This is a genomic window from Parabacteroides sp. CAG:2 (assembly GCF_000436315.1).
Taxonomy (GTDB): Bacteria; Bacteroidota; Bacteroidia; order Bacteroidales; family Tannerellaceae; genus Parabacteroides; species Parabacteroides distasonis.
On sequence record NZ_FR885312.1, the window covers coordinates 55,723 to 80,962 of the forward strand.

The following is a 25,240-nucleotide window of genomic DNA, read 5'->3' on the forward strand; positions in this document are numbered from 1 at the left end:
GCGATATTCGTATCGTCGGGACTTTTTTATGGTTCGGAAAGCTTTTATATAAATAAATGCGTATATTGCGGCAAGCTTATAATTTTAGAGTTTATGGAATATACCTTACTGATACTTCTATTACTGATCATGATTTGGATAAACTTGCGTAATAAGATATCCAAATCACAGGAGAAGACGGAGGAATTATCGAAAGAGATCGCTGCCTTGCGTAGACGTTTGGAGAATAGTTCGGAAGTTGCGGACGAGATAAAGGAACCGGAGCCTGAGATCTTGAAAGAGCCGGAAGTTTTCGTACAACCTGAACCTGTAAAGGCGATTGTCGAACCTGCGAGAAATCTTCAACCCCGGAAGGTGCGGAAGCCTGTCAATTATGAGAAATATATCGGTGAGAATTTATTCGGTAAAATCGGTATCCTGATACTCGTCTTGGGTATGGGTCTTTTCGTGAAGTATGCGATAGATAAGGAATGGATAAACGAGACCTTGCGTACGATCCTTGGCTTTGGGATGGGCGGATTACTTCTATTCGTGGCTTGGCGTTTGAAGGATTCCTATCGTACTTTTAGCTCTTTGCTGGCGGGAGGCGCTTTTGCGATCTTTTATGTAACGGTGGCGATCGCCTATCATTATTACGGGCTGTTCAGCCAAACGGTCGCTTTTATCTTGCTTGTATTGTTTACCGGGTTTATGTCGTCTTTATCTATACTCTATAATCGTAGGGAACTGGCGATTATCGCTTTGGTGGGTGGATTTATCGCTCCATTCTTAGTGGGTAGCGGAGATGGAAGTTATTGGGTGCTGTTTACCTATGTCATGATCTTGGACCTAGGGATGTTCGGGCTATCTATCTATAAGAAGTGGGGGGAATTGCCTGTAATTTGTTTTGCCTTGACTTGGATCGTCTTTGCGGGTTATACGTATGCTGCGGATCTGGATTTGATGGGAAGTGTCCAATTAACGCATTTACTTATTTTCTCTATCGCCTTCTATTTGATCTTCTTATTATCGGTCGCTTCCATCGTGCGAATCAATATCCGGGGGATCAATCAATATTTATTAGGAGTGATCGGATTGAACAATTTCGTATTCCTGTTCTTTGCCCTTTGTCTCCTGCAGAATATGGAGCTTGAGCGGAATTACAAAGGTCTGGTAACCCTTTTTGTTGCGGCTATTAACTTCGCTCTTTTCTTTTGGATCAAACGGAAAGGGGAACCTTTCACTTTCTTGATGCATACGTTATTGGGTATCGCTCTTACGTTCGTATCGGTGACGATCCCGATCCAACTGGAAGGGACCTTTATTACCTTGTTTTGGGCTTCAGAGGTAATGATTATTCTCTGGTTCTATAGTCGTTTCCGTCTGCGGGTTTACGAGATATTCGTTTGGGTACTTCCGGTCTTGACGCTGGGCTCTTACGGAATGGATGTCTTCCACGGATGTATGAAGGCTCGGTACGGAGATTCTTCCCTATTTATAAATGGCTTGTTCGCTACCGGTATTTTTACGGGGTTATCGTATTGGGTAGACGCTTGGTTGGTACGTCCGACAAGGATCTCGACGAAAGGGCCTCTCTTGACGGGATGTGTCGTATTATATATAGCCTTTGTTTTCGATTTCTATTCATATGTAGATCCTTCGATCGTGTCCTTTAGCTATATCGAGACATTTACGGTGGCGGTTTTATTTGCTGCGAATGTTTTATTAGGGAAAAGCTATTTGCCTGTGTCAAGAAATGCGGGGGGATATGGACTACTCTTGGGGCTATCTTTATCCCTGTTCGGAGGAATGTCTTTGTGGGTCGGGTATGATGATCTCTTTATTCCCCGGTTCCTGCTATGGGTTTCCTTGCTTTTAATCGGGGGGCATATTTTTGTCTTGGGACGGTACTATTATAAGGCATTCGACGCAAGAGAAAAGCGTACGCATGGGATGACCTTATATATTTGTTTGCTGTCTACGATATTACTGGCCGTGGGAACGAATAATTTGTTGAATCAGTTGGGCTTGCCGGATGAATTAAGCGCAGGTTTCTCTATCTCGTTGAGTCTTGCCGGTTTTATGCAAATGGCGGTGGGAATGCGATTGCATCTGAAAGTTGTCCGGATGATTAGTTTGGCCACCTTCTCGATCGTATTGCTAAAGTTGGTGATGGTGGATCTGTGGCTCTTGCCTACGATCGGGAAGGTGGTCGTCTTTATAATCTTGGGAGTTATCTTATTGATTCTCTCCTTCTTGTACCAGAAGTTGAAAACCGTCTTGTTCGATGATAGCTTATAGGATATCCGCTAGTTTCTCCAGCCCCATGCTATGAGAGCCTTTGATCAAGATATGATAGCCCTTTAACGGCTGTTTCCGAAGCTCTTCCACCATTGCCTCCGTGGTAGCGAAGGGGGAGAACTCTTTGCCTACCTTGGAGAAATGCTCGCCGCAGAGGAACACCTTGTCGAACTGGCCTTTCTTGATCTGTGCGACAACCTCCGCGTGTAATTCGTCGCTAGTTGGTCCAAGCTCGCGCATATCTCCAAGGATGATAGCTTTAGGCTGTACGGGCATGGTGATGAAATTGTCCAGAGCTACTTTCATGCTACTCGGATTTGCGTTGTAAGCATCGATAATCAATTCGTTATTATCGGTTTTCTTGAACTGAGAACGGTTATTGGTAGGCTCGTAAGCGGCGATAGCACGGCTGATACGCTCTGCCGGGATCTTGAAGAAGCGGCCTACGGCGACGGCGGCCAATACATTATCTAGGTTATAACTACCGATTATATGTGTTTCGACGGTATGCAACTTTCCTTGTTGCTTCCAATTGAACACTAAGAAAGGATCGCAACTGACTACCTGTCCGGACGCGAAAGCATCATCCCCGTTTCCATATGTGATTTGTTCGATGCCTTTGGCGATAGACTGAAGGTACTCGTTCTCTTTCTTGATAAATATCTTGCCTTTGGAGCGACGGATATAATCATATAACTCCCCTTTTGTCCGGATCACACCCTCGAAAGAACCGAAGCCTTCCAGATGGGCACGGCCTACGTTCGTGATGATGCCATAGTTAGGATGGACGATATCCACTAATTCCTTGATGTCTCCCGGATGGCTGGCGCCCATCTCGATAACCGCCATCTCATGGTCATGAGTCAATCGGAGCAAGGTCAAGGGAACGCCAATATGGTTATTGAAATTCCCTTCGGTATATAGTAAATTGAATTTCGTTGAGAGCACGGCGGCCAATAACTCTTTGGTCGTGGTCTTGCCATTTGTTCCGGTAATCCCGATGATCGGCAATCCCAGTACCTTGCGGTGATGGTGCGCTAATTGTTGCAAGGTCTTCAGCACGTTATCAACAAGGATCGTGCGTTCGCCTATATAATAATCGGGATTGTCTATGACGGCATAGACACAGCCGGATGCCAAGGCTTTCCCGGCATATTGATTTCCGTCGAATTTATCACCTTTTAAGGCGAAGAAGATAGAACCCTTCGGACAGTTCCGGCTATCTGTCGTTATTTGAGGGTTATGTATAAATAAATCATAGAGGTCGATAATACTCATGACTGTATCGCGTTAAATATTTATTCCTGTCTAATTCGGCGCAAATGTAGCAATTAAATAAAGAATGAAGAATCTAGAAGGAGATTTTAAGAGAGAAACCTGTATCTTTGCTGGAAATAAGGAAAGATCATGTTAGATAAAATGCTCAATATTAGAGGGACACTTACTTCTTTAGCGACACCGTTGGTGATGGGAATCTTGAATATTACCCCTGATTCTTTTTATGCGGGCAGCCGCAAACAGACCGAGACCGCTATCGAGGACCGTATCCGGGAAATCTTATCGGAGGGAGGGGATTGGATCGATATCGGTGGTTATTCATCCCGTCCGGATGCCGCTGAGGTTACCCCGGAGGAAGAGATGCGCCGTTTGGAGTTTGCCTTACATATATTAAATAAGCATTACCCGGATATCCCGGTGTCCGTAGATACGTTTCGTGCGGGGATTGCCCGTCGTTGCGTAGAGGAATATGGAGTGGCTGTCATTAACGATATCTCCGGCGGTGAGTTGGATGCGGATATGTTCCAAACGGTAGCGGATTTGAAGGTGCCTTATATCATGATGCATATGCGTGGAACCCCTCAAACTATGCAGAGGCATACTGATTACCCGGATATGATGGAGGAGATCATGCTGTACTTTTCCCGGAAGGTACGCCAGCTTCGGCTTTTAGGGGTGAATGATATCATCCTCGATCCCGGCTTTGGCTTTAGTAAGACGTTGGAGCAGAATTACCAATTGATGAGCCATTTAAAGGAGTTCTCTATTTTTGAGTTGCCTTTATTAGTTGGAGTCTCCCGTAAAAGCATGATTTATAAATTACTGGGTGGAACCCCTGCGGATAGCTTGAACGGAACGACTGTATTGAATACGTACGCTCTCTTGAACGGCGCTAATATCCTTCGTGTACATGATGTGCGGGAAGCAGTGGAAGCCATTCGCGTCATAGGTCAAATGACCAACAAATAATTTTCAATTTTCAACTTTCAATTCTCAATTAACTATGTGGATGCATTTCGGTATAAAAGACTTGATTGACGTATTGCTGGTGGCTTTCTTCCTGTACCAGACCTATAAGTTGATGAAAAGCTCGGGCACATTGGCTATATTCAGTGGAGTCGTATCATTCATCGTCGTATGGATCTTGATCTCGCAGGTATTGGAGATGCGGTTGATGGGGGCCATCTTGGATAAGTTTATTAGCGTAGGTTTCGTGGTTTTGGTAATCCTCTTCCAAGACGAGATCCGCCGTTTCCTGTTGGCGTTAGGTTCGCACCGGGGCTGGAAATTCCTAGGGAAACTTTTTTCCAAGCGAGGAGGCGATCCGGAGAAAGAAGGGAAGTTTGTCGCCCCTGTTGTCTTGGCCTGTATGAATATGGCCCGGAAAAAGACGGGTGCCTTGATCGTGATCCAGCAAGATATGGACTTGACTATCTATGAGCATACGGGCGAGATGTTCAACGCCGATGTAAATGCCCGCTTGATCGAGAATATATTCTTTAAGAACAGCCCGTTGCATGATGGTGCCATGATCATAGCCGATAACCGGATCAAGGCGGCCGGTTGTATCTTGCCGGTCGCCCAGAACGCTACCCTTCCCAAGGATATGGGATTGCGCCATCGTTCCGGGTTGGGGATGTCATTGGAGACAGATGCGCTGGTTATTATTGTCTCGGAGGAGAGAGGAAAGATCTCCGTGGCCCATAAAGGTAAGTTAAGTGTGAATGTGACAGCGGAAGAACTGCAACAAATACTCTCCGGGGAGCGGGAAGTGACGAATTACTGTTAAAAGATCTGAAACTGGTATCTCTACCTGTAATTCTTTTGCCTATTTTGTAAACTCTATATTGCATTATGCCTAATTTTGTAGCCGGATTACGAGTACAATTATTAAATAATATAAAATATCTTCCGCTATGGATTTAATGCAAGACATTATTGCGCGCGCTAAAGCTGACAAGCAGCGTATTGTTCTTCCCGAAGGTACCGAGGAAAGAACTCTTAAAGCTGCCGACCAATTACTGGCCGACGGTGTAGCAGACATTATCTTAATTGGAAACCCCGCTGAGATCAAGGAGTTGGCGGCTGGTTTCGGACTGAACCACATCGGTGAGGCAACTCTTGTCGATCCGAAAAATCACGAGAAGAAAGCCGCGTATGCAGACTTGCTTTTCCAACTTCGCCAAAAGAAGGGTATGACTCCCGAGAAGGCTGCGGTTCTAGTTGAAGATCCTTTGTTCTTGGCTTGTTTGATGATCAAGGCGGGTGACGCTGACGGTGAGATCGCCGGTGCTGAGAATACGACGGGTAATGTATTGCGTCCTGCTTTGCAAATTATCAAGACGGCTTCGGGCATGAAGTGTGTTTCCGGTGCGTTCCTTATGTTCACGAAGACTCCTCAATATGGGGATGATGGTATTTTGGTATTTGCCGATTGTGCGGTTATGCCAAACCCGAACGCGGAAGAGTTGGCTAGCATCGCTGTCGCTACCGCCGCTACGGCTCGTAATATCGTAGGCGTTGAGCCTCGTGTGGCTATGTTGAGCTTCTCTACGAAGGGTAGCGCTTCTCACGAGATGGTAGATAAGGTAGTGGAGGCTACTCGTTTGGCTAAGGAGATGGCTCCGGATTTGAAGATCGACGGAGAGTTGCAGGCCGATGCGGCTTTGGTTGAGGCTGTAGGTAGCAAGAAAGCTCCGGGTAGCGAGATCGCCGGTAAAGCGAATGTTTTGGTATTCCCGACTTTGGAGGTGGGTAATATCGCTTATAAGCTGGTTCAACGTTTGGGTGGCGCTGAGGCTGTCGGTCCGATCCTTCAAGGTATGGCTGCTCCGGTGAACGACTTGTCTCGCGGTTGCTCCGTAGACGATATTTATAAGATGGTAGCGATCGCTTGTAATCAATCCATCGGTTTGAAATCCGCAAAATAATATAATAATCCTAACGACTTAATAATATGAAGATTCTAGTATTGAACTGCGGTAGTAGTTCTATCAAATATAAGTTATTCGATATGACCTCCGGTGAGGTTATGGCTCAAGGCGGTATCGAGAAAATCGGTTTGCCGGGCGCGTTCTTGAAATTGACGGACAAGGATGGCAAGAAGGTGGTTATCGAGAGAGAGATCCCCGGCCATCAAGAAGGCATCGAGTTTATCCTGAGCGTGTTGACCGACGCTACTTATGGCTGCATCAAGGACTATAAGGAGATTGATGCCGTGGGCCATCGCGTGGTACATGGTGGCGAGGAGTTCGCTTCCAGTGTATTGATCAATCAGGATGTAATCAATAAGGTAATCGAGTGCTCTGATTTGGCTCCGCTTCATAACCCGGCTAACTTGAAGGGTGTTCGGGCGATGGAGGCTTTGATCCCGGGTATTCCTCAAGTAGCGGTGTTTGATACGGCTTTCCATCAGACCATGCCGGATTATGCGTATATGTATGGTTTGCCTTACGAGATGTACAAGAAATATGGCGTACGTCGTTATGGCTTCCACGGAACCAGTCATCGATATGTATCCCGTCGTGCTTGCGAGATCTTAGGTGTTCCTTATGAGGATCAGAAGATTATCACGGCTCACGTAGGTAACGGTGGTTCTATCACCGCTATCAAGAATGGTAAGAGCGTGGATACTTCCATGGGCTTGACTCCGGTTGAGGGTCTGTTGATGGGTACTCGTTGCGGCGACGTGGATGCGGGTGCTTTGTCTTTCATCATGGATAAGGAAGGCATGGATGGTGCCGGCCTTTCCGACTTGATCAATAAGAGAAGTGGTGTTGCCGGTCTTTCCGGAATCTCTTCCGATATGCGTGAGATCGAGGCTGCCGTAGCTGCCGGAAATCCGCGTGCGATCATGACCTTGAACGTATATAACTACCGCATCAAGAAATATATAGGCGCTTATGCCGCCGCTATGGGTGGTTGTGATATCTTGGTTTGGACCGGTGGTGTCGGCGAGAACCAATGGGCGACCCGTCGTGCGGTTTGTGAGAACATGGAATACATGGGCATGAAGATCGATGTAGAGAAGAACGAGGGCATGCGTGGCGAGGAGATGGTAATCAGCACTCCGGACAGTAAGGTGACTATCATCGTCGTTCCTACGGATGAGGAATTCATGATCGCTGCCGATACCTTGGAGATCTTAGATAAAAAATAACCAGTAACGTTTCATATAATTTTAGCTAATCCTCGCAGCTTACAAAACACGGGGTTAGTGTTTAGATCGCCCCGACACCGGTTGGGGCGATCTTTTTTATGCGAATATCGGATTATTCGTTACTTTTGCGGAATTACATATTAAATATATACAAAACATGGCTCAATACAAACGTATCTTATTAAAATTAAGCGGGGAGTCGCTGATGGGTGGTAAACAATATGGGATCGATGAGGTCCGCTTGAATGAATATGCGGCACAGATCAAGGAGATCGCCGAGATGGGCGTACAGATCGGTATCGTGATTGGTGGCGGTAATATTTTCCGTGGATTGAGTGGCGCTTCCAAAGGTTTCGATCGGGTAAAAGGAGACCAAATGGGTATGCTGGCGACGGTAATCAATAGCTTGGCGCTTAGCTCCGCATTGGTCGCTCAAGGCGTGAATGCGAAGGTTTTGACCGCTATCCGTATGGAACCGATCGGCGAGTTCTATAATAAATGGCGTGCGATCGAGTTGCTGGAACAAGGTAACGTGGTCATCATGTCCGGCGGTACGGGTAATCCGTTCTTTACTACGGATACCGGATCTTCCTTGAGAGGTATCGAGATCGAGGCGGATGTCATGCTGAAAGGTACCCGTGTGGACGGTATTTACACCGCTGATCCGGAGAAAGATCCTACGGCTACCAAGTTCTCCGATATTACGTATGATGAGATCTATACCCGGGGCCTGAAGGTAATGGACTTGACCGCTACCACGATGTGTAAAGAGAACAACCTCCCGATCATCGTATTCGATATGGATACCAACGGCAACTTGAAGAAAGTGATGAGCGGAGAGAATATCGGGACACTGGTGCATAATTAGTGCCATTAACCGATGACACGGCAGTGCCATGCTGGTGGTACTGTCGTGCCACAGGCATGGCAAGGTTGTGCCAGCCCTGTGGCAAATACGTTAGACCTTTATTCTTGTATATGAAGCATCCCTTTTTACTAGTATGGTTAACCTTGATCGTCTTGTGTGGCTGCACAAGCTCGGGGAAACAGAAGAAGCACGTTATCGGCCTCTCCCAATGTATGCTGGACGATGCTTGGCGGCAAGCCATGATTAACGATATGCGTATCGAAGCCTCCAACTATGATGACGTGGAAATTATTATAAAGGACGCGCAAAACAATAACGAGACACAAATACAACAAATACGAGACTTGATCCGCCAAAAGGTGGATGTCTTGATCATCTCCCCTTACCAATCCGAGCCGATCACGGCAGTTGCCGAGGAAGCGTACCGTGCCGGAATCCCGACGATCATTACAGATCGCAAGGTAAATACCGATCAATACACCTCTTTTGTCGGGGCGAACAATTATGAGATCGGACTAGCGGCAGGCAATTACGCCGCCAATTATCTTCCCCCGAACGCTATTATCTTAGAGATATGGGGACTCACGCAAACCTCCCCGGCGCAAGAGCGACATAAAGGTTTTGTCGATGCCTTGCGAGAAAGGGAGGATCTTTCTTTCCGTAAGATAGAAGGACAATGGCTGGTCGATACCGCCCGGATGGAGCTTCGGAAGTTAGAGCATCCCGAGCAGATAGATTTCGTTTACGCCCATAACGACATGATGGCCATAGCCGCCCGGGAATACTTTATGGCATGGGATTCCATCCGAGGACGGGAGTTGCGGATTATCGGCGTTGATGCCGTGGCGGGTGCCGGTCTGGAAGCCGTGGAAGATGGACGGATCAATGCCTCTTTCCTCTATCCGACAGGAGGGGAGCAAGTGATTCGCACGGCTATGCGTATCATTCAAGGGGAGCCGGTGGATAAGTTTATCCCTCTTCGTACGGCTCCGGTAGATCATCAGTCTGCCCGCACCTTATTGTTGCAAGCGGACCAACTCCAGAAATATAGGCAACGTATCGAGGCGCAGCGTTCCCGCATCGACGGTTTGTCCGACCGGTTTTATTTCCTGCGAAACTCTTTAGGGGTGATCTCCTTATTGATGATCGGTTTTATCGCCCTTTCCATTTACGCCTTTTACATAAACCGGAAGATGAGGCAGGCGAATCGTAAGCTAATCTCCTTGAACGCGGAGATGAAAGAGGTGACGGCGCAGAAACTCCAATTCTTTACGAATGTCTCTCACGAAGTACGTACGCCCTTGACCTTGATTCTCGCTCCTTTGGATCGCCTGATAATCTCCTTGCGGGAATCTCCTTACGCCTCGGATCTCGGGTTGATCCAGAAGAACGCCAACCGTTTGTTGCGTGTGATCAATCAGATCTTGGACTTCCGGAAGGTGGAAGGCAAGCAAGAGAAACTAGCGGTACGGGAAATCGATTTGGTCCCTTTCGTTGGCGAGATCAAATCTTATTTTGACAGTATGGCCTCGGTACGTGCGATCGCCTATACGTTCACTTCTTCGATAAAACAATGTACGCTATGGATCGATCCGGACCTGTTGGAGAAGGTATTTGTCAATCTTCTCTCGAACGCCTTTAAGTTTACGCCGGAGGGAGGTAGCGTGCGGATAGAGCTGACAGAAGAGGAGGATCGGGTTTTTATACAGGTTATCGATACGGGAAGTGGTATCCAACCCGGTAACCTTCCGCATTTGTTTGACCGTTTCTATACGGAGGATCGGTCGATGGGAACTGGGATCGGATTACATTTGGTAAAGGAATATATACATATGCACGGAGGGGAGATCCGTGTGGAGAGCGAGCCGGGACAAAGGACTACCTTTACGGTTTGCCTGCGGAAAGGAAAGGCGCATTTCGAGGATAGCGACCTGATGGAAACGTCCGTATCCCATCAAGCCTACGAAGCCTCCCGGTTGGACGATTCGGAAACCCATAAGATGCTTTCCAAAACCTATCCTTATACGATACTTATCACCGAGGATGACGATGAGGTTCGCTGCTTTTTGGAACGTGAGCTTAGCCCTCATTTCAAGACCCGGACGGCCGCGAACGGGAAAGATGCCTTGCGGGTATTGGAAGAGGAGGAGATATCATTGGTAGTAAGCGATGTGATGATGCCGGAGATGAATGGTTTCGAACTTTGCCGGATGATCAAGTCGCAACTTCCCTTTAGCCATATCCCGGTGATCTTATTGACCGCCTTGACCGATGAGCGCCAACGGATTTTCGGGATTACCGGCGGAGCGGACGATTATATACAGAAGCCTTTCCATACGGATTACGTGAAGATCAAGATTATCCACCTATTGCAAGAGCGCCAGAAGTTACGGGAACGTTTGTTGGAGAAGTTGCGGGATAATAAGCTCCTTCTGTCCGAGCCGGAGAAGGTGGAGAGCATCGATGACGCCTTTCTGCGTAAGTTCGCGGAACAGATCGAGGCCGTTTACGCGGACCCCGAATATAATGTGGAGAAACTAAGCGAGACCTTGGGATTATCCCGGGGGCACCTTCACCGGAAGATCAAGGAGCTTACCGGAACCGCACCCGTCGAGTTCTTGCGTACCTATCGCTTGAATAAGGCGACCCAGTTGTTGAGGCAGAACGCGTACACGGTGAGCGAGGTCGCTTACCGAACCGGTTTCTCCTCACCCGCTTACTTCTCCAAATGCTTCAAGGCGGTCTACGGGGTTACGCCTACCGAGTATCAATAACATTTGTACGATCTTTATCACAAATGTCATATCTCCTCACCTTTAAGGGATAAGTGTTTTTCTATCCGGAAGAATCCTATTAATTTTGGCGGAGAATCAAACAATATTATCCTTTAATCCGTTCGTTTATGAAACAACAAACAAAGAGACTTCTGAAGAGTTTATGTATGGCTGTCGGTATCATTTTATTGAGCGCGGTCGATCCGTTGGCCGGATATGCGGCAGAACGTACTATAGATATAAAGCATCTGGGCGAAGGGCAAAGCATTGTCCGTGTGGATGCGCGAGCCAAATATTTGTTGCTTCCGGTCGAGGAGTCCTCGCCGGAATCCAAGTTGTATATGATTGTCGATAATGACGTGGTACGGACTTTCAATGTTCGTTTGGCGGTGAATAAGGTGGATTATTTCGTTCCGGTAGATCTCTCGGGGTATGCGGATAAGCATATCTCCTTCAACTTCCAGCTTGCCCCGGAATCGGCTCTTTGCTGGAAAGAGATGAAGCTATCCGATCAGTTTGATTCGTCTAACCGGGAGAAATTCCGTCCGGCCTATCATTTCTCGCCGGCTTGGGGATGGATGAATGATCCGAACGGCATGGTGTACAAGGATGGTGAGTATCATTTGTTCTATCAATACAATCCGTATGGCTCGATGTGGGGGAATATGCACTGGGGGCATGCGATCAGCAAGGACTTGATTCATTGGGAGCATCAACCGGTGGCGATCGCCCCGGATGCCTTGGGTACGATCTTCAGCGGTAGCTGTGTGGTGGATAAGGATAATACCGCGGGGTTTGGCGCTGGCGCTATCGTGGCTTTCTATACCTCGGCCAGCGACCGGCAAGTGCAGAGTATGGCCTATAGCTTGGACAACGGCCGAACGTTCAAGAAATATGACCGGAATCCGATCCTTACTTCTACGCAACGTGATTTCCGTGACCCGAAAGTCTTCTGGCATAAGGAATCCAATAAATGGATCATGGTACTCGCCGTAGGGCAGGAGATGCAACTCTATTCTTCTCCCAATTTGAAGGACTGGACGTATGAGAGCAGTTTCGGGGAAGGACAAGGAGCGCATGCGGGCGTTTGGGAATGCCCGGACTTGATCGAGCTTCCGGTGAAGGGCACGGAATTGAAGAAGTGGGTCTTGATCTGTAATATCAACCCCGGTGGTCCGTTTGGCGGCTCCGCTACCCAATATTTCGTAGGTGCGTTCGATGGGAAACAGTTCGTGAATGAATCCCCGGCCTTGACCAAATGGATGGATTACGGCAAGGATCATTACGCTACGGTAACTTGGAGTAACGCCCCGGAGGACCGGAAGATCGCCTTGGCTTGGATGAGCAATTGGGAATACGCGAATAACGTGCCGACCTTGCAATACCGGAGTGCGAATTCGGTTCCTCGCGACTTGGTTCTTTATACGAAAAACGGGCAGACGTACTTGAGCAGCACCCCGTCTCCCGAGGTGTTGAAGTTGAGAGGGAAAGCCCAGAAGAAAGGTTCCTTCAAGGTGGACCGCTCCCATGAGGTCAATCCGGTACTTCCCGATCCGACGGGAACCTATGAGATCGAGATCAAGTTTAAGAACAACGGGGCCGATATCATGAGCTTCCAGCTGTTTAACTCGAAAGGCGAGGAGGTGGAGATGCGTTATAATCTTCTGGATAATACGTTCACGATGGATCGCCGTAACAGCGGGATCACGGATTTCAGCAAGACATTCGCCACGGCTACCTCGGCCCCGATCTCCGCCGCTAAGGAATATACCTTGCGTTTGCTGGTAGATAAATCCAGCATAGAGGCTTTCGACGGGAATGGGGAGTTTGTCATGACCAACCTAGTCTTCCCGGAAGAACCGTATAATCGCATTAGCTTTCATGCCAAGGGAGGAGCGTTCACGGTTACGTCATTAACCATTTATCCCTTCAAATAATTAAAAACAAAATATATCATGGAAAAGAGTAAACCTGTAGTAGTAGGCATTGGTGAATTATTGTGGGATGTCTTCCCGGACGTGAAGAAAGCCGGTGGAGCGCCGATCAATTTTGTGTATCACGCTACCCAATTAGGAGCGGAAGGTTATGCGATCAGTGCCGTGGGCAACGACGTGTTCGGAACCGAGATTATTCAGGAATTGGATAAGAACGGTATCGATAGTAATTATATCAGTACGGTGGAATATCCGACCGGAAGCGTGATGGTAGAGCTAAAGAACGGCATCCCTTCCTATACGATCATCGAAGGTGTGGCATGGGATCATATCCCGCTTACCCAAGCGTCTATCGACCTGATGAAACGTGCGGACGCCGTATGCTTCGGAACATTGGCGCAACGTGCTGCGGAATCTCGTGAGACGCTTCGTACCTTACTTTCTTATATGCCTAGTCATGCCTTGCGCTTCTTCGATATCAATATCCGCCAGCATTTCTACTCGAAGGAATTGATCGAATCGTTGCTCGAATTGGCGAACGTATTCAAGATCAATGATGAGGAATTGGAAATGCTTCGCCCGATGTTTGGTCTGGAAGGCACGATAGAGGATATGTGTCGCTGGTTCATGAAGAAATATGGTTTGCGCTATTTGGTACTTACGGCCGGGGCGGAGTATAGTACGATCTTTTCCGAGGAGGAGGTCTCTACGATTCCTACCCCGAAGGTACAGGTGGTAGATACGGTAGGCGCCGGCGATTCTTTCTCCGGGGCGTTTATTTCATCGATCTTAACCGGAAAACCTTTACGTGAGGCACATGAGAAAGCGGTAAAAGTAGCCGCTTATGTTTGTACGCAGAGTGGCGCATGGCCTGCTTACCCTAAAGATTTATAAGCCATGAGCGAGAAGACTTCATCCTTGAAATTGATTCCCGTGATGTTGGCGTTCTTCGCCATGGGATTCGTGGACTTAGTGGGAATCGCCTCTAATTACCTGAAAGCGGATTTAGGCTTGAGTGATTCGGAGGCGAATATCTTCCCGTCGCTCGTGTTCTTCTGGTTCTTGATCTTCTCCGTCCCGACGGGGATGTTGATGAACCGTATCGGGCGGAAGAAGACCGTGTTATTGAGCTTGATCGTAACGTTTCTTTCGCTAATGATCCCGATCTTCGACGACGCATATATGGTCATGTTGATATCCTTCTCCCTGTTGGGTATCGGCAACGCTTTGATGCAGACTTCCTTGAACCCGTTATTATCGAATATCGTAAGCGGGGATAAACTAGCTAGTTCTTTGACATTCGGTCAGTTCGTGAAGGCGATCGCCTCCTTCTTGGCGCCTTATATCGCCATGTGGGGTGCTACCCAAGCGATACCGTCGATGGAACTCGGTTGGCGTGTCTTGTTTCCGGTCTATATGGTGATCGCCGTGATCGCTATCCTGCTATTGGGAGCTACCACTATCCACGAGACCAAAGAGGAGGGGCGGCCCTCCACCTTTGGCGAATGTCTGGCTTTGCTGGGCAAGCCTTTTATCCTGCTTTGCTTTATCGGTATCATGTGCCATGTGGGGATCGATGTAGGGACGAATACGACCGCCCCGAAGATCTTGATGGAACGTCTGGGCATGACGTTGGCCGACGCAGGCTTCGCCACGAGCCTCTATTTCATATTCCGTACGGCGGGATGCTTCTCCGGGGCTTTTATCTTGCGAAAAGTCTCTCCGAAAGGATTCTTCGCCTTTAGTGTTTTCTTGATGTTATTGGCGATGATCGGTTTGCTGCTATTTCATTCGAAAGAGATCATCTATGCTTGTATCGCCTTGATCGGCTTTGGAAACTCGAACGTCTTTCCCATTATTTTCGCCCAAGCTCTGCTTTCTATGCCGAATAAGCAGAATGAGGTGTCTGGTTTGATGATTATGGGACTGTTTGGCGGCACGATCTTCCCGATCTTTATGGGCGTGGCATCCGATATGTTGGCTTCTCAAGTAGGAGCAGTGCTGGTGTTGTGCGTGGGCGTAGCCTACTTACTATTCTTTACGCCTAAGTTAAGTAAACAGTGAGGGCGATAAGCTTTTATACGGTATTATAAATCTTTTGTTAGGGAGTATTTTAATTATATGTTTGCGAAGTTGGAAATCTTTATTACTTTTGTTAATTAAAAGATTCGCAAACAAAAAACGTATATTTATGATAGATACGAAACAATTGATCAAAGCAGGGGAAGAGAAGATGACGTTCGCCATTGAGTATCTGGACGAGCAATTGTCTCACATTCGGGCTGGTAAGGCTAATCCGAAAATCCTCGATTGTGTGAAGGTAATGTATTATGGGGCGCCTGTTCCTCTTACTAACGTGGCTACGGTGACGGTTCCGGACGCACGGACTATCATGATCACTCCGTGGGAGAAGAAGATCATCCGCGATATTGAGAAAGGTATTCTGGATTCTGAGTTAGGTATCACGCCGGAGAATAACGGTGAGGTGATCCGCTTAGGTATTCCTCCGTTGACTGAGGAGCGTCGCCGTCAATTGGTGAAACAATGTAAGCAGGAGGCGGAGAACGCGAAGATCAGCGTTCGTAGCGCTCGTCGTGACGCTATCGAGGCTTTGAAGAAAAGCATCAAGTCTGATGGGGTTCCCGAGGACGTAGAGAAAGATGCCGAGGCAGAGGTTCAGAAAATCCATGATAAGTTTATCAAAAAGATCGATGAGCTTTACGCCGCTAAAGAAAAAGAAGTAATGACCGTTTAAATAATTGAAAGTTGAAACTTGGGAATTGAGAATTAAGGAACCCCATTGAGTCCTTATTCCAATTCTCAATTTTCAATTCTCAATTTTCAATTCTCATGAGGGGACTGGTAATAAAAAACACAGGTAGTTGGTATACGGTCCGTACGGAAGACGGGCGAGATATAGAGAGTAAGATCAAGGGTAACTTTCGTCTGAAAGACATAAAGAGTACCAATCCGGTCGCGGTAGGAGACCGTGTCGTAATCGATATTAATAAAGAAGGAACCGCTTTTATTACAGAGATCGAGGAGCGTAAGAACTATATCATCCGTCGTGCCTCTAACTTATCGAAGCAATCGCATATTATCGCCGCGAATTTGGATCAGGCGATGCTGATCGTTACAGTGAATTATCCTATAACAACAACGATATTTATCGATCGCTTCTTGGCGACAGCCGAGGCTTATCGTGTTCCCGTTAAATTAGTTTTCAATAAGATTGATCGTTATAATAATGAGGATCAAAGAGCGTTGGAGAATTTAATCGAGTTGTATACCTCGATTGGTTATCCCTGTTCGACGCTATGTGCCCGGGCCGAGGAAGGTTTGGATGCCTTGAAAGCGGATCTAAAAGATAAGATTACGCTTTTGTCCGGCCATTCGGGTGTCGGAAAATCCACGATTATCAATAAACTGGTGCCGGGGGTGAATCTCCGTACCGGTGATATCTCCGAATATCATAACAAAGGAATGCATACGACCACCTTTTCCGAGATGATTTCCCTTCCCGGGGGAGGCTATTTGATCGATACTCCGGGTATCAAAGGATTTGGAACGATCGAGATGGCGGACGCTGAGATCTCCCATTATTTCCGGGAGTTGTTTAAATACTCGGAAGAATGCCGTTTCAATAACTGCACGCACCGTCATGAACCGGGCTGCGCCGTCATTCAAGCCGTTAACGATGGGCTAATCAGCGAGTCCCGCTATAAAAGCTATCTAAGCATCTTGGATGATCGCATGGAAAGCAAGTACCGGGAAGAATTCTAACACATTATTACAACATCAAACGGCCGGCAGGCTCATACCGGTGATTTTACGGTATAGATCGAGCGCATATACATCGGTCATGCCGGAGATATAATCGAGTACGCATTGTATCTTGCCATATGTAGTAGGAGCGTTCGTGTCATATTGCTCCGGTATCCGTTGTAAGAGCAGTTTGCTGTAAGCATGCTCTTGGTTCATCACGGCCTCGGTCAAGCTGTCGATCAGATGGCTGAAAATATGATAACCGGCTAATTCAATGTCGAGTACTTCTTTTGCCTTATATATTTTCTTGTATGCTGTAGCCGAGCAATTAGCGTAAGCCTGCTTGGCTTGATCGCATATGTTACTGATTAACGGAGTGCTGTAGGTACCATTGAGGATGCTTTCCTCGTTCTCTAAAAAGACACGGGAACATTCATCCACTAATAGCCCGATAATACAAGAACGAAGATAGGCGATTTGCTCATTGGTATCGTCTACCATATGCATGACCTTGCGGATATGCTCCAACCGCTCTCCTTCGAAAAATCCCAATAATAGTTGTATGGCCTCTTCGGTGGTCAGGATATGTAGTTTGCAAGCATCTTCTATATCCATAATTTGATAGCAGATATCGTCTGCCGCCTCTACTAAGTAAACTAACGGGTAACGAAGAAATTTGTCCGGGGCTTCCGGGTTATGCCCGATCCCTAGCTCTTGGGCGATTTGCAGATAACTTCCCTCCTCCGACTGGAAAAAGCCGAATTTCCCTTTCTTTCCTGAATAGATGGATGCGTAAGGATATTTGATGATAGAGGCTAATGTGCTATATGTTAAGGCAAATCCCCCTTTCCTGCGTCCAATGAACTGATGGGTCAGCAACCGCATGGCGTTTGCGTTACCTTCAAAATGGACGAAGTCTTCCCAGCGTCCCCGTTCCTTCCGTACTTTCTCTTCTAGTTTTCGCCCATTCCCTTCGGAGAAGTAAGCGGAGATCGCTCTCTCTCCGGAATGCCCGAATGGAGGGTTTCCCATATCATGGGCAAGGCAAGCGGCTGATACGATGGAACCTATCTCTGGGAAGTTGATACTACCGTCCGGATATTTTTGGATAAGCCCTTTCGCTACGTTATTACCCAATGAACGTCCTACGCAGGATACTTCCAGACTATGTGTAAGTCGGTTATGCACAAAGATACTTCCCGGCAGGGGGAATACCTGTGTCTTGTTTTGTAGTCTTCGGAAAGGGGATGAGAAAATTAAACGGTCATAATCTCGTTGGAAATCAGTTCTCTCATGTTTCCGCTCGTGATACTCTTCCATCCCAAAACGCTTGCCGGATAATAGCTGGGTCCAGTTCATAGTCAATACATTAATATATATATATATCGCAAATGTAGAGATAATCTGTGCAAATCATTGAATATTTGTGGAAGAAATTAGAGTTAATGGTTAATTTCCTGATTGAGTTGTTTTCGAAGCTTGTAAATAGAGCTGTAATTTTATTCCAAGATGATAGTCAGATAGTGATTGGATGTTATAGGAGGAAGAAGATAATGAAGGAAAATTATGTTAATTGAAATTTGTTGTTAGTTTCATTAGAACTAAATCAAATTAACATATTTAATTTATTGAGGCATGATGAAAATTTGACTATGTGTTATCGCAAACACCTGAAAAAGTGAGGAACATACTGATTTTTGTTACGTTTTAACTTGTATGTATAGTTATTATATATATATTTGTCTGTCAAAACATGAAAACGACTTAGTTCTAATGATACTACGTTGTTATTATTATTTAAAATATAACCGTTTGATTTTAAATAGAAAGAGATTTTTGTATGAATATAATAATAACTTTAAACAAAAAAGAGTAAATGCCTATGCACTAAAAAAGAAAGAAAAGAGAGCCCGATCTCTCTAAAAAGAGTATGAAAATTAAAAAAGCACAAATGTAGAATCACTTAAATCAAAAACGATTTTTCATGAGAAAGTCATTTATCTTATTATTGGCGTTTTTTCTGTGTGTTACAGGATATGCACAGAAACTAACGATTAGTGGTGTCGTCATTGACAAGGATCTAAATGAACCACTAACAGGAGTGAACGTGTTAGTAAAAGGTACTACAACCGGTACCATTACTGATTTTGATGGAAAATATACCTTAGAGGCTGACGCAAACTCTATTTTGGTATTCTCTTATTTGAGTATGAAAACGATTGAGGAGCCAGTGAATGGCCGTACGAAAATCGATGTTACGATGGTTTCAGACGCAGAGGCTTTGGATGAGGTTGTCGTAACAGCGATGGGTATCAAACGTGAATCAAAGACTTTGACTTATTCCGCACAAACGGTAGGCGGTAAGGACTTGAACGAGATTAAGAATGTGAATATGATCAACTCTTTACAAGGAAAGAGCGCTGGTTTGCAGATTACCCCGAACTCTACGGGTGCGGGTGGTTCTTCTAAGATCTTATTCCGTGGTAATAAGTCTATTAGCGGTAGTAACCAACCGTTGATTGTTGTGGATGGTGTCCCTATGATGATGAGCGTATCTGATTCGCAGGTGAAGATGGCCTATGGCGGCGAACGTGATGGTGGTGACGCTATGTCTACTATCAATCCGGATGATATCGCGCAGATTACATTGTTGAAAGGTGCTTCCGCCGCTGCTTTGTATGGTGCGGTAGCGGCCAATGGTGCTATCATGATTACGACAAAATCCGCACAAGCCGGTAAGGTCGCTATTAATGTATCTAGTAATACGACGGTCGAATCAGCCATGTCTTTGCCGAAATTCCAAAATAATTATGGTATGAGTGACGAGGGCACATTTAGCTGGGGAAGTAAATTAGGAGCTACATCTCCGAATTACGCACGTAAATTCTATCAACCGGGTTATACAACGAATAACTCTATCTCTTTATCTGGTGGAACGGAGAATATTTCTTCTTATTTCTCTTACGCGAATGTCTCATCGAATGGTATTATGCCGGAGAATGATTATTTAAGTCATAATTTAATGGCTAAGGTTGGCTTTAACTTGTGGAAGAAAGTACATGTGGATGTAAGTGCCCGCTACAACAAGCAGCATATCGAGAATCAGCCTTCTGCCGGTTATTTGAATAACCCGATTACAGGTGCCTACCTGTTCCCGAGAGGTGAGGATTGGGATTACTACAAGAGTAACTATGAAGTATATGACGGGGTTCGTAACGTGAATGTTCATAACTGGACGAATACGAAACAAGAGCAATTCTCCAATCCTTACTGGATGTTGAATCGTCAGACTCCTATCACGGACCGTAACCGTTATGAATTTGGTGGTAGTGTTAAATATGATATCATGGAAGGTCTTTCTGTTACGGGGCGTTTGCGTTATGAACGTGGTGATGAAAAATGGATCTTGAACGAATATGCGTCTAGTACCGCGGGACGAAATTTATTGGGTACCATGAAAGATACCCGGACTTTCAGTGAGCAAACATATGCCGATGCGTTAGCAAGTTATAATAAAACTTGGGATGAGACTTATTCATTGTCCGTTACTGCTGGTGGTAGCTTTACGAAGACAAGCGCATCTAGCATCGAATTGATCGGTTGGGGTGATAAGGAGTTTAAAGTAAATAACGGTGTGATAACCCCGGGTGCTTATTATCCGAACATCTTCTCCCCGAAGAACTATTATACGATGCAAACCACAGAGACTCTGAAAGAAAAACGCTTGAACTCTGTGTTCGCTACTGCTCAGTTTGGATATAAGGAAGGTTTGTTCTTGGATGTCAGCGCTCGTAACGACTGGTCTTCTTCATTGGCGTTTACGGATGGTGTATCCTTTTTCTACCCGTCTGTTGGTGTAAGTGCTCTATTGGATAAATTCTTGGACTTTGGAAAGAATGTAGACCTATTTAAATTGCGTGCTTCTTATTCTATCGTGGGTAACGATGTGCCTATCTATGCTTCCAATAAACGTTATACGATTGGTGACCAAGGATCTATCGACCCGCCAGAAGAAGCTGCTTTTAGAACGTTGAAGCCAGAGAAGACGAACTCTTTAGAGGTTGGTTTTGATGGAACTTTCTTCCAGAATCGTTTCAATGTAAACTTGACGTATTATAAGACCAATACGAAGAATCAATATTTTAATATTACCGCTCCTTGGGAAACTGGTTTGAAGAACCGTTATATCAATGCCGGTAACGTAGAAAACCAAGGTTTTGAGGTTAGCTTAGGTTGGTATAATCAGTTTACGGACAATTTCAGCTGGAGTACGAATTTCAATTTCTCTTACAATAATAATAAAATCATTGAATTATCGAATGAGTTGAAAGATTGGACATTAGCTAGCTATTGTACAGGTGCGAAAGTGATTTTGACTGAAGGTGGTCATTTTGGTGACTTATATGTTCGTGATTTCAAGAGAGACGATAATGGTAAGCCGGTGAAAACTGAATCTGGCGCTCCTGAGTTGGGAGGTACGGATAATAAGGATTTGGTATATGTCGGTGATATGAACGCAAAAGTAAACATGGGTTGGACTAACACGTTCCATTACAAAGATTTTACATTGTCATTCTTGATTGATGCTAAGGTCGGTGGTAAGGTCTTGTCAATGACGGAAGCTACCTTGGATGGTTGGGGCGTATCAGAGCGTTCGGGTGCCGCTCGTGATGCAGGTGAAGTTGTGATTGATGGTGTTTCATTTGATCCTAAAGCATATTACACGACGACTGGAGGTACAAGTTATAACTCTAATATCTTGACTTCTCAGTATGTTTACAATGCGACTAATGTTCGTTTGCGTGAGTTGTCATTTGGTTATACGTTCCGTAACTTATTTGGAGCGAATAAGAATTTGACGGCTTCTATCATTGGACGTAATTTGTTCTTCTTCTATAAAGATGCTCCTATGGATCCGGATGTAGCGGCTGGTACAGGCAATGGCTGGCAAGGTGTGGATATGTTTGCGTTGCCAACATCTCGTAGCTTTGGTTTGAATTTAAAACTTAATTTCTAAATCTTGAGTATATCTTATGAAACTAAATAGAATTTTAAAATATGCCGCTGTATCGGCTTTGGTAGTATCTACCGGTGTTATGACCATGGGCTGTACAGATAATTTTGAAAATTTAAATACTGATCCCTATGAGGTTGATCCAGATGAACTTCCGTTCTCTGCCCAATTTAAGGAGCCATTCTCTTATGTCTATGCTCCGCAGCAGAACTTGTTCCAATATTGCTTCAACCTAAATATTGATTTGTTTAGCGGCTACTTCATGACTCCACATAACTTTAATGGTTCCGGTAATGTTGATTATGCGTTGAACCGTGGTTTCTGTGGTGGTATGTATGAGAATGTATATCTTCATATTTTCAACAATACCCGTCGTCTGATTGCTTCTTGTGATGAGCAAGGCTTAAGTGATTATGGAGCGATGATGCGTGTCGTACAAGCTTATGCGATCCAGATGTTGACGGATGCCTATGGCCCAGTGGCCTATAGTTCTGTTATCGAAGATCCTACGGGTGGAGCTTCTTTCTCTTATGATACTCAGGAAAGTGTCTACAATGCTTTGTTTACTTTGGTGGATGAAGCGATCGCTGGATTTAAGGGAACTGCATCTGTTGCGGATATGCAAGCATTTGACTATTGGTGTAATGGTGATATCGCTTTGTGGAAGAAGGTCGCTAATCAATTGAAACTACGTTTGGCTATGCGTATCGTAAAGGTGAACCCTACATTGGCGAAGCAAAAAGCGGAGGAAGCCGTTCAAGGAGGCGTATTGACTTCCGCTGATCGTGATATCTTGATCAACCAAGGTTTGAGCAATGAGTTGACTCGTATGTTTGAGTGGGGTGATTGTGGAATGAATGCTAGCTTAATCACGATGTTGGAAGGTTTCAAAGATCCTCGTTTACCTTTGTATGTGACCAAGAATCAAGCGGCTGTTACTTGTGAAGATGGCTCGACAATTGAGGAGGGGACAAAGTATCTTGGTGTTCGCGGCGGATGTAACTTACCTTCTAAGCCAAATCAATGGGGTAATTTCTCTAAAGTGATTTGCACTTATACGACCGCTTTCCCTGTCATGAAAGTTGCTGAGGGTTATTTTTTACGTGCTGAAGGTGCTTTACGTGGCTGGAGCATGGGAGGTAGCGCTAAAGATCTATATGAGGAGGGCATTCGTATTTCTATCAAGAACGAATTGGCTTATAAGGGCAGTATTGCAGGTGTAACTTCTATCTCAGATGCGGAAATAGACGCTTATCTCAATGGAACCAGTGGACAGATTGACTTTGTTGACCCGGTTAAGGCGGAAAATAGTATAAAGGCGATGAATACACTAGGTGTTAAATGGGACGAAGGTGCTAGTAAGGAGGAGAAGTTGCAACGTATCATTACTCAGAAATGGATCGCTAACTTCCCATTGTCTTGTGAGGCTTGGGCTGAATACCGTCGTACAGGCTATCCTAAATTATTCCCGAATCGTGTAAACTTGAGTAACGGTGATATCAATACTAACGAACAAGTTCGTCGCTTGATCTACTCAGATACGGAAATTAACACCAATAATGCGGAATTACAGAAAGGCATCGAGCTGCTGAATCAAGAGAATACGGGTTCGATCTCTGGTGATAAAGGTGGTACTCATGTATGGTGGGACAAAGCTGGTGTAGGTAATTTCTAATCGGCATTAATAGGTCTTATTGTTAAATAATATGTAATGAAAGGGCTTCTTCGAGTTTGCGAAGAGGCCCTTCTGAATTTTGTACTACTTTAGAAGGATAAATCTAAGATTATATGATGAACAGATGTATTTATTTATTTTGTTGGCTTTGCCTGGCTTGCTGGTCAAAGCCCGTATCCGCGGAGGGGCAAGCCTTGTTGGTGATCCCGGAACCGGGAGAGAAAACCTTGATTCACTCAGATTGGTATGCCCGGAAAGCGAATGAGGTGAAAATGGATGGGAACCGGTTGAGCGCGGTGCCTTTGGATAAAACAGGATGGTTACCGGCTCGTGTACCGGGTACGGTGTTGACAACGCTTTTGGAGAATGGTTTGTATCCGGCCCCTGAGTTTGGGTTGAATAACAATTTGATTCCCGATATACATGAAGTCGGCAATGATTTCTATACGTATTGGTTTACCCGTCAGTTTACTATCGATGCTTTACCAGAGGGGCGTAATGTCTGGTTGAATTTCCGGGGAATCAATTATAAGGCGGAAATCTTTTTAAATGGTAAGCGGATCAACCGGAATACCCATGAGGGTATGTTCTTGAGGAAGACGTTTAATATAACTCCTTATCTTCGTACGGATGCCCCGAATGTATTAGCGGTATTGGTTTATCCACCTACACATGTCGGAAATCCAAATGGCGGACAAGGGGGTGATGGGCAGATCGCCCGGAATAATACGATGCAATATACGCCGGGTTGGGACTGGATACAACCTGTACGAGACCGGAATACGGGTATTTGGGATGAGGTATCTATTACGACAACCGGGCCGGTATGCCTCTCCTTTCCTTATGTCGTGACCAAGGTACCCGGCGTACGTGATCCGGAAACGAAAACTCAAAAGGAGGCTTTTGTGAATACCTCTGTCGAGCTAGAGAATACCGGGAGCACTTCCTTAAAGGGGCTATTGGTTTGTGAGACGAACGGAACCCGCTTAACCCAGCCGGTTACTTTATCGCCATTCGAGAAGAAAACGGTATCCTTGAATCCTTTAGCGGTAAAGAATCCTCGTTTATGGTGGCCTAACGGTATCGGCGAGCAGCCTTTATATGATATGAACCTCTCTTTTGAGATCGGGAATCAAGTGAGTGACCGGGAACGGTTGCGTTATGGTATCCGGGAGATTACTTCCGATAAATGCCCGGATAACGGGGGACGCCGTTTCTTCGTGAACGGACAGAAAATATATGTCACGGGTGGTAACTATATTAATTCCGATTGGTTGCTTCGTCTCTCTCCGGAACGTTATCGGGATGAGGTACGTTTCCATGCGGAAATGAATCTGCGTATGATCCGTGTATGGGGAGGTGCGTTGGTGGAACGGCCGGAATTCTATAACGCCTGTGATGAGTTCGGTATCTTAGTCTTTCAAGATCTGTGGGGCAGTGGTGATTGCAATGGCGCTTGGGAGGACCCGACCAAGATGGATTCCCGAGAGCGT

17 protein-coding genes (1 of these 17 cut by a window edge) are annotated in these 25,240 nt (G+C 45.7%); 15 read left to right on the top strand and 2 right to left on the bottom strand.

What is annotated here, in order from left to right; translation table 11 throughout:
- Nucleotides 1-93 precede the first annotated feature (93 nt).
- Nucleotides 94-2,280, top strand: coding sequence for a DUF2339 domain-containing protein (locus QVP94_RS12710; protein ID WP_022192764.1), 2,187 nt, complete (start codon nt 94-96; stop codon nt 2,278-2,280).
- Here QVP94_RS12710 and QVP94_RS12715 read toward each other — a convergent pair.
- Nucleotides 2,275-3,558: a UDP-N-acetylmuramoyl-tripeptide--D-alanyl-D-alanine ligase gene (locus tag QVP94_RS12715; RefSeq protein WP_011967290.1), complete on the bottom strand. Its 1,284-nt coding sequence runs from the start codon at nt 3,556-3,558 to the stop codon at nt 2,275-2,277. The two genes, QVP94_RS12710 and QVP94_RS12715, sit on opposite strands and share 6 nt — an antisense overlap.
- A 129-nt stretch (nt 3,559-3,687) precedes the next feature.
- Here QVP94_RS12715 and folP point away from each other — a divergent pair, with 129 nt between their 5' ends.
- From folP to rsgA, 11 genes are all read left to right on the top strand, one after another.
- Nucleotides 3,688-4,527: a dihydropteroate synthase gene (folP, locus tag QVP94_RS12720; RefSeq protein ID WP_009016810.1), complete on the top strand. Its 840-nt coding sequence runs from the start codon at nt 3,688-3,690 to the stop codon at nt 4,525-4,527.
- Nucleotides 4,528-4,561: 34 nt separating this feature from the next.
- Nucleotides 4,562-5,347, top strand: a complete 786-nt coding sequence (cdaA, locus tag QVP94_RS12725) for a diadenylate cyclase CdaA (protein ID WP_008772898.1) — start codon at nt 4,562-4,564, stop codon at nt 5,345-5,347.
- Nucleotides 5,348-5,474: 127 nt separating this feature from the next.
- The gene (gene pta, locus QVP94_RS12730) at nt 5,475-6,488 is read left to right on the top strand and encodes a phosphate acetyltransferase (protein ID WP_022192765.1); all 1,014 of its coding nucleotides are present in this window, start codon (nt 5,475-5,477) and stop codon (nt 6,486-6,488) included.
- A 26-nt stretch (nt 6,489-6,514) separates the two neighbouring features.
- Nucleotides 6,515-7,717 (top strand): acetate/propionate family kinase, encoded by a 1,203-nt coding sequence (locus QVP94_RS12735; protein ID WP_005859763.1) that lies wholly within the window; start codon nt 6,515-6,517, stop codon nt 7,715-7,717.
- Nucleotides 7,718-7,874: 157 nt separating this feature from the next.
- Entirely contained in the window at nt 7,875-8,585 is a 711-nt protein-coding gene (pyrH, locus tag QVP94_RS12740) for a UMP kinase (RefSeq protein WP_005859761.1), read from the top strand.
- 110 nt (nt 8,586-8,695) lie between these two features.
- Nucleotides 8,696-11,359 (top strand): substrate-binding domain-containing protein, encoded by a 2,664-nt coding sequence (locus QVP94_RS12745; protein WP_011967291.1) that lies wholly within the window; start codon nt 8,696-8,698, stop codon nt 11,357-11,359.
- 128 nt (nt 11,360-11,487) lie between these two features.
- Nucleotides 11,488-13,296: a glycoside hydrolase family 32 protein gene (locus QVP94_RS12750; protein WP_005859755.1), complete on the top strand. Its 1,809-nt coding sequence runs from the start codon at nt 11,488-11,490 to the stop codon at nt 13,294-13,296.
- 18 nt (nt 13,297-13,314) lie between these two features.
- Nucleotides 13,315-14,187, top strand: coding sequence for a carbohydrate kinase family protein (locus QVP94_RS12755; RefSeq protein ID WP_005859753.1), 873 nt, complete (start codon nt 13,315-13,317; stop codon nt 14,185-14,187).
- A 3-nt stretch (nt 14,188-14,190) separates the two neighbouring features.
- Entirely contained in the window at nt 14,191-15,357 is a 1,167-nt protein-coding gene (locus QVP94_RS12760) for an MFS transporter (RefSeq protein WP_005859751.1), read from the top strand.
- 127 nt (nt 15,358-15,484) lie between these two features.
- Nucleotides 15,485-16,048, top strand: coding sequence for a ribosome recycling factor (gene frr, locus QVP94_RS12765; protein ID WP_022192766.1), 564 nt, complete (start codon nt 15,485-15,487; stop codon nt 16,046-16,048).
- A gap of 95 nt (nt 16,049-16,143) precedes the next feature.
- On the top strand, nt 16,144-17,076 hold the full coding sequence (gene rsgA / locus QVP94_RS12770; protein ID WP_005859746.1) for a ribosome small subunit-dependent GTPase A: 933 nt from the start codon (nt 16,144-16,146) through the stop codon (nt 17,074-17,076).
- Between the two features lie 15 nt (nt 17,077-17,091).
- Here rsgA and dgt read toward each other — a convergent pair whose 3' ends face one another.
- Nucleotides 17,092-18,417 (bottom strand): dGTP triphosphohydrolase, encoded by a 1,326-nt coding sequence (gene dgt, locus QVP94_RS12775; RefSeq protein WP_005859743.1) that lies wholly within the window; start codon nt 18,415-18,417, stop codon nt 17,092-17,094.
- Nucleotides 18,418-19,042: 625 nt separating this feature from the next.
- Between dgt and QVP94_RS12780 the strand changes: the two genes are divergently transcribed.
- The 3 genes from QVP94_RS12780 to QVP94_RS12790 all read left to right on the top strand — a co-directional run.
- A complete protein-coding gene (locus QVP94_RS12780) occupies nt 19,043-22,075 on the top strand; it encodes a SusC/RagA family TonB-linked outer membrane protein (protein WP_005859741.1) in 3,033 nt (1,010 codons plus the stop codon).
- A 16-nt stretch (nt 22,076-22,091) separates the two neighbouring features.
- Nucleotides 22,092-23,747, top strand: coding sequence for a SusD/RagB family nutrient-binding outer membrane lipoprotein (locus QVP94_RS12785; RefSeq protein ID WP_005859739.1), 1,656 nt, complete (start codon nt 22,092-22,094; stop codon nt 23,745-23,747).
- Nucleotides 23,748-24,019: 272 nt separating this feature from the next.
- A protein-coding gene (locus QVP94_RS12790) for a glycoside hydrolase family 2 protein (RefSeq protein WP_502685445.1) crosses the window boundary here: on the top strand, nt 24,020-25,240 show its 5' portion. 48 nt of this gene lie beyond the right edge of the window; the window shows 1,221 of its 1,269 coding nt (coding positions 1-1,221); its start codon is at nt 24,020-24,022; its stop codon lies off the right edge, out of view.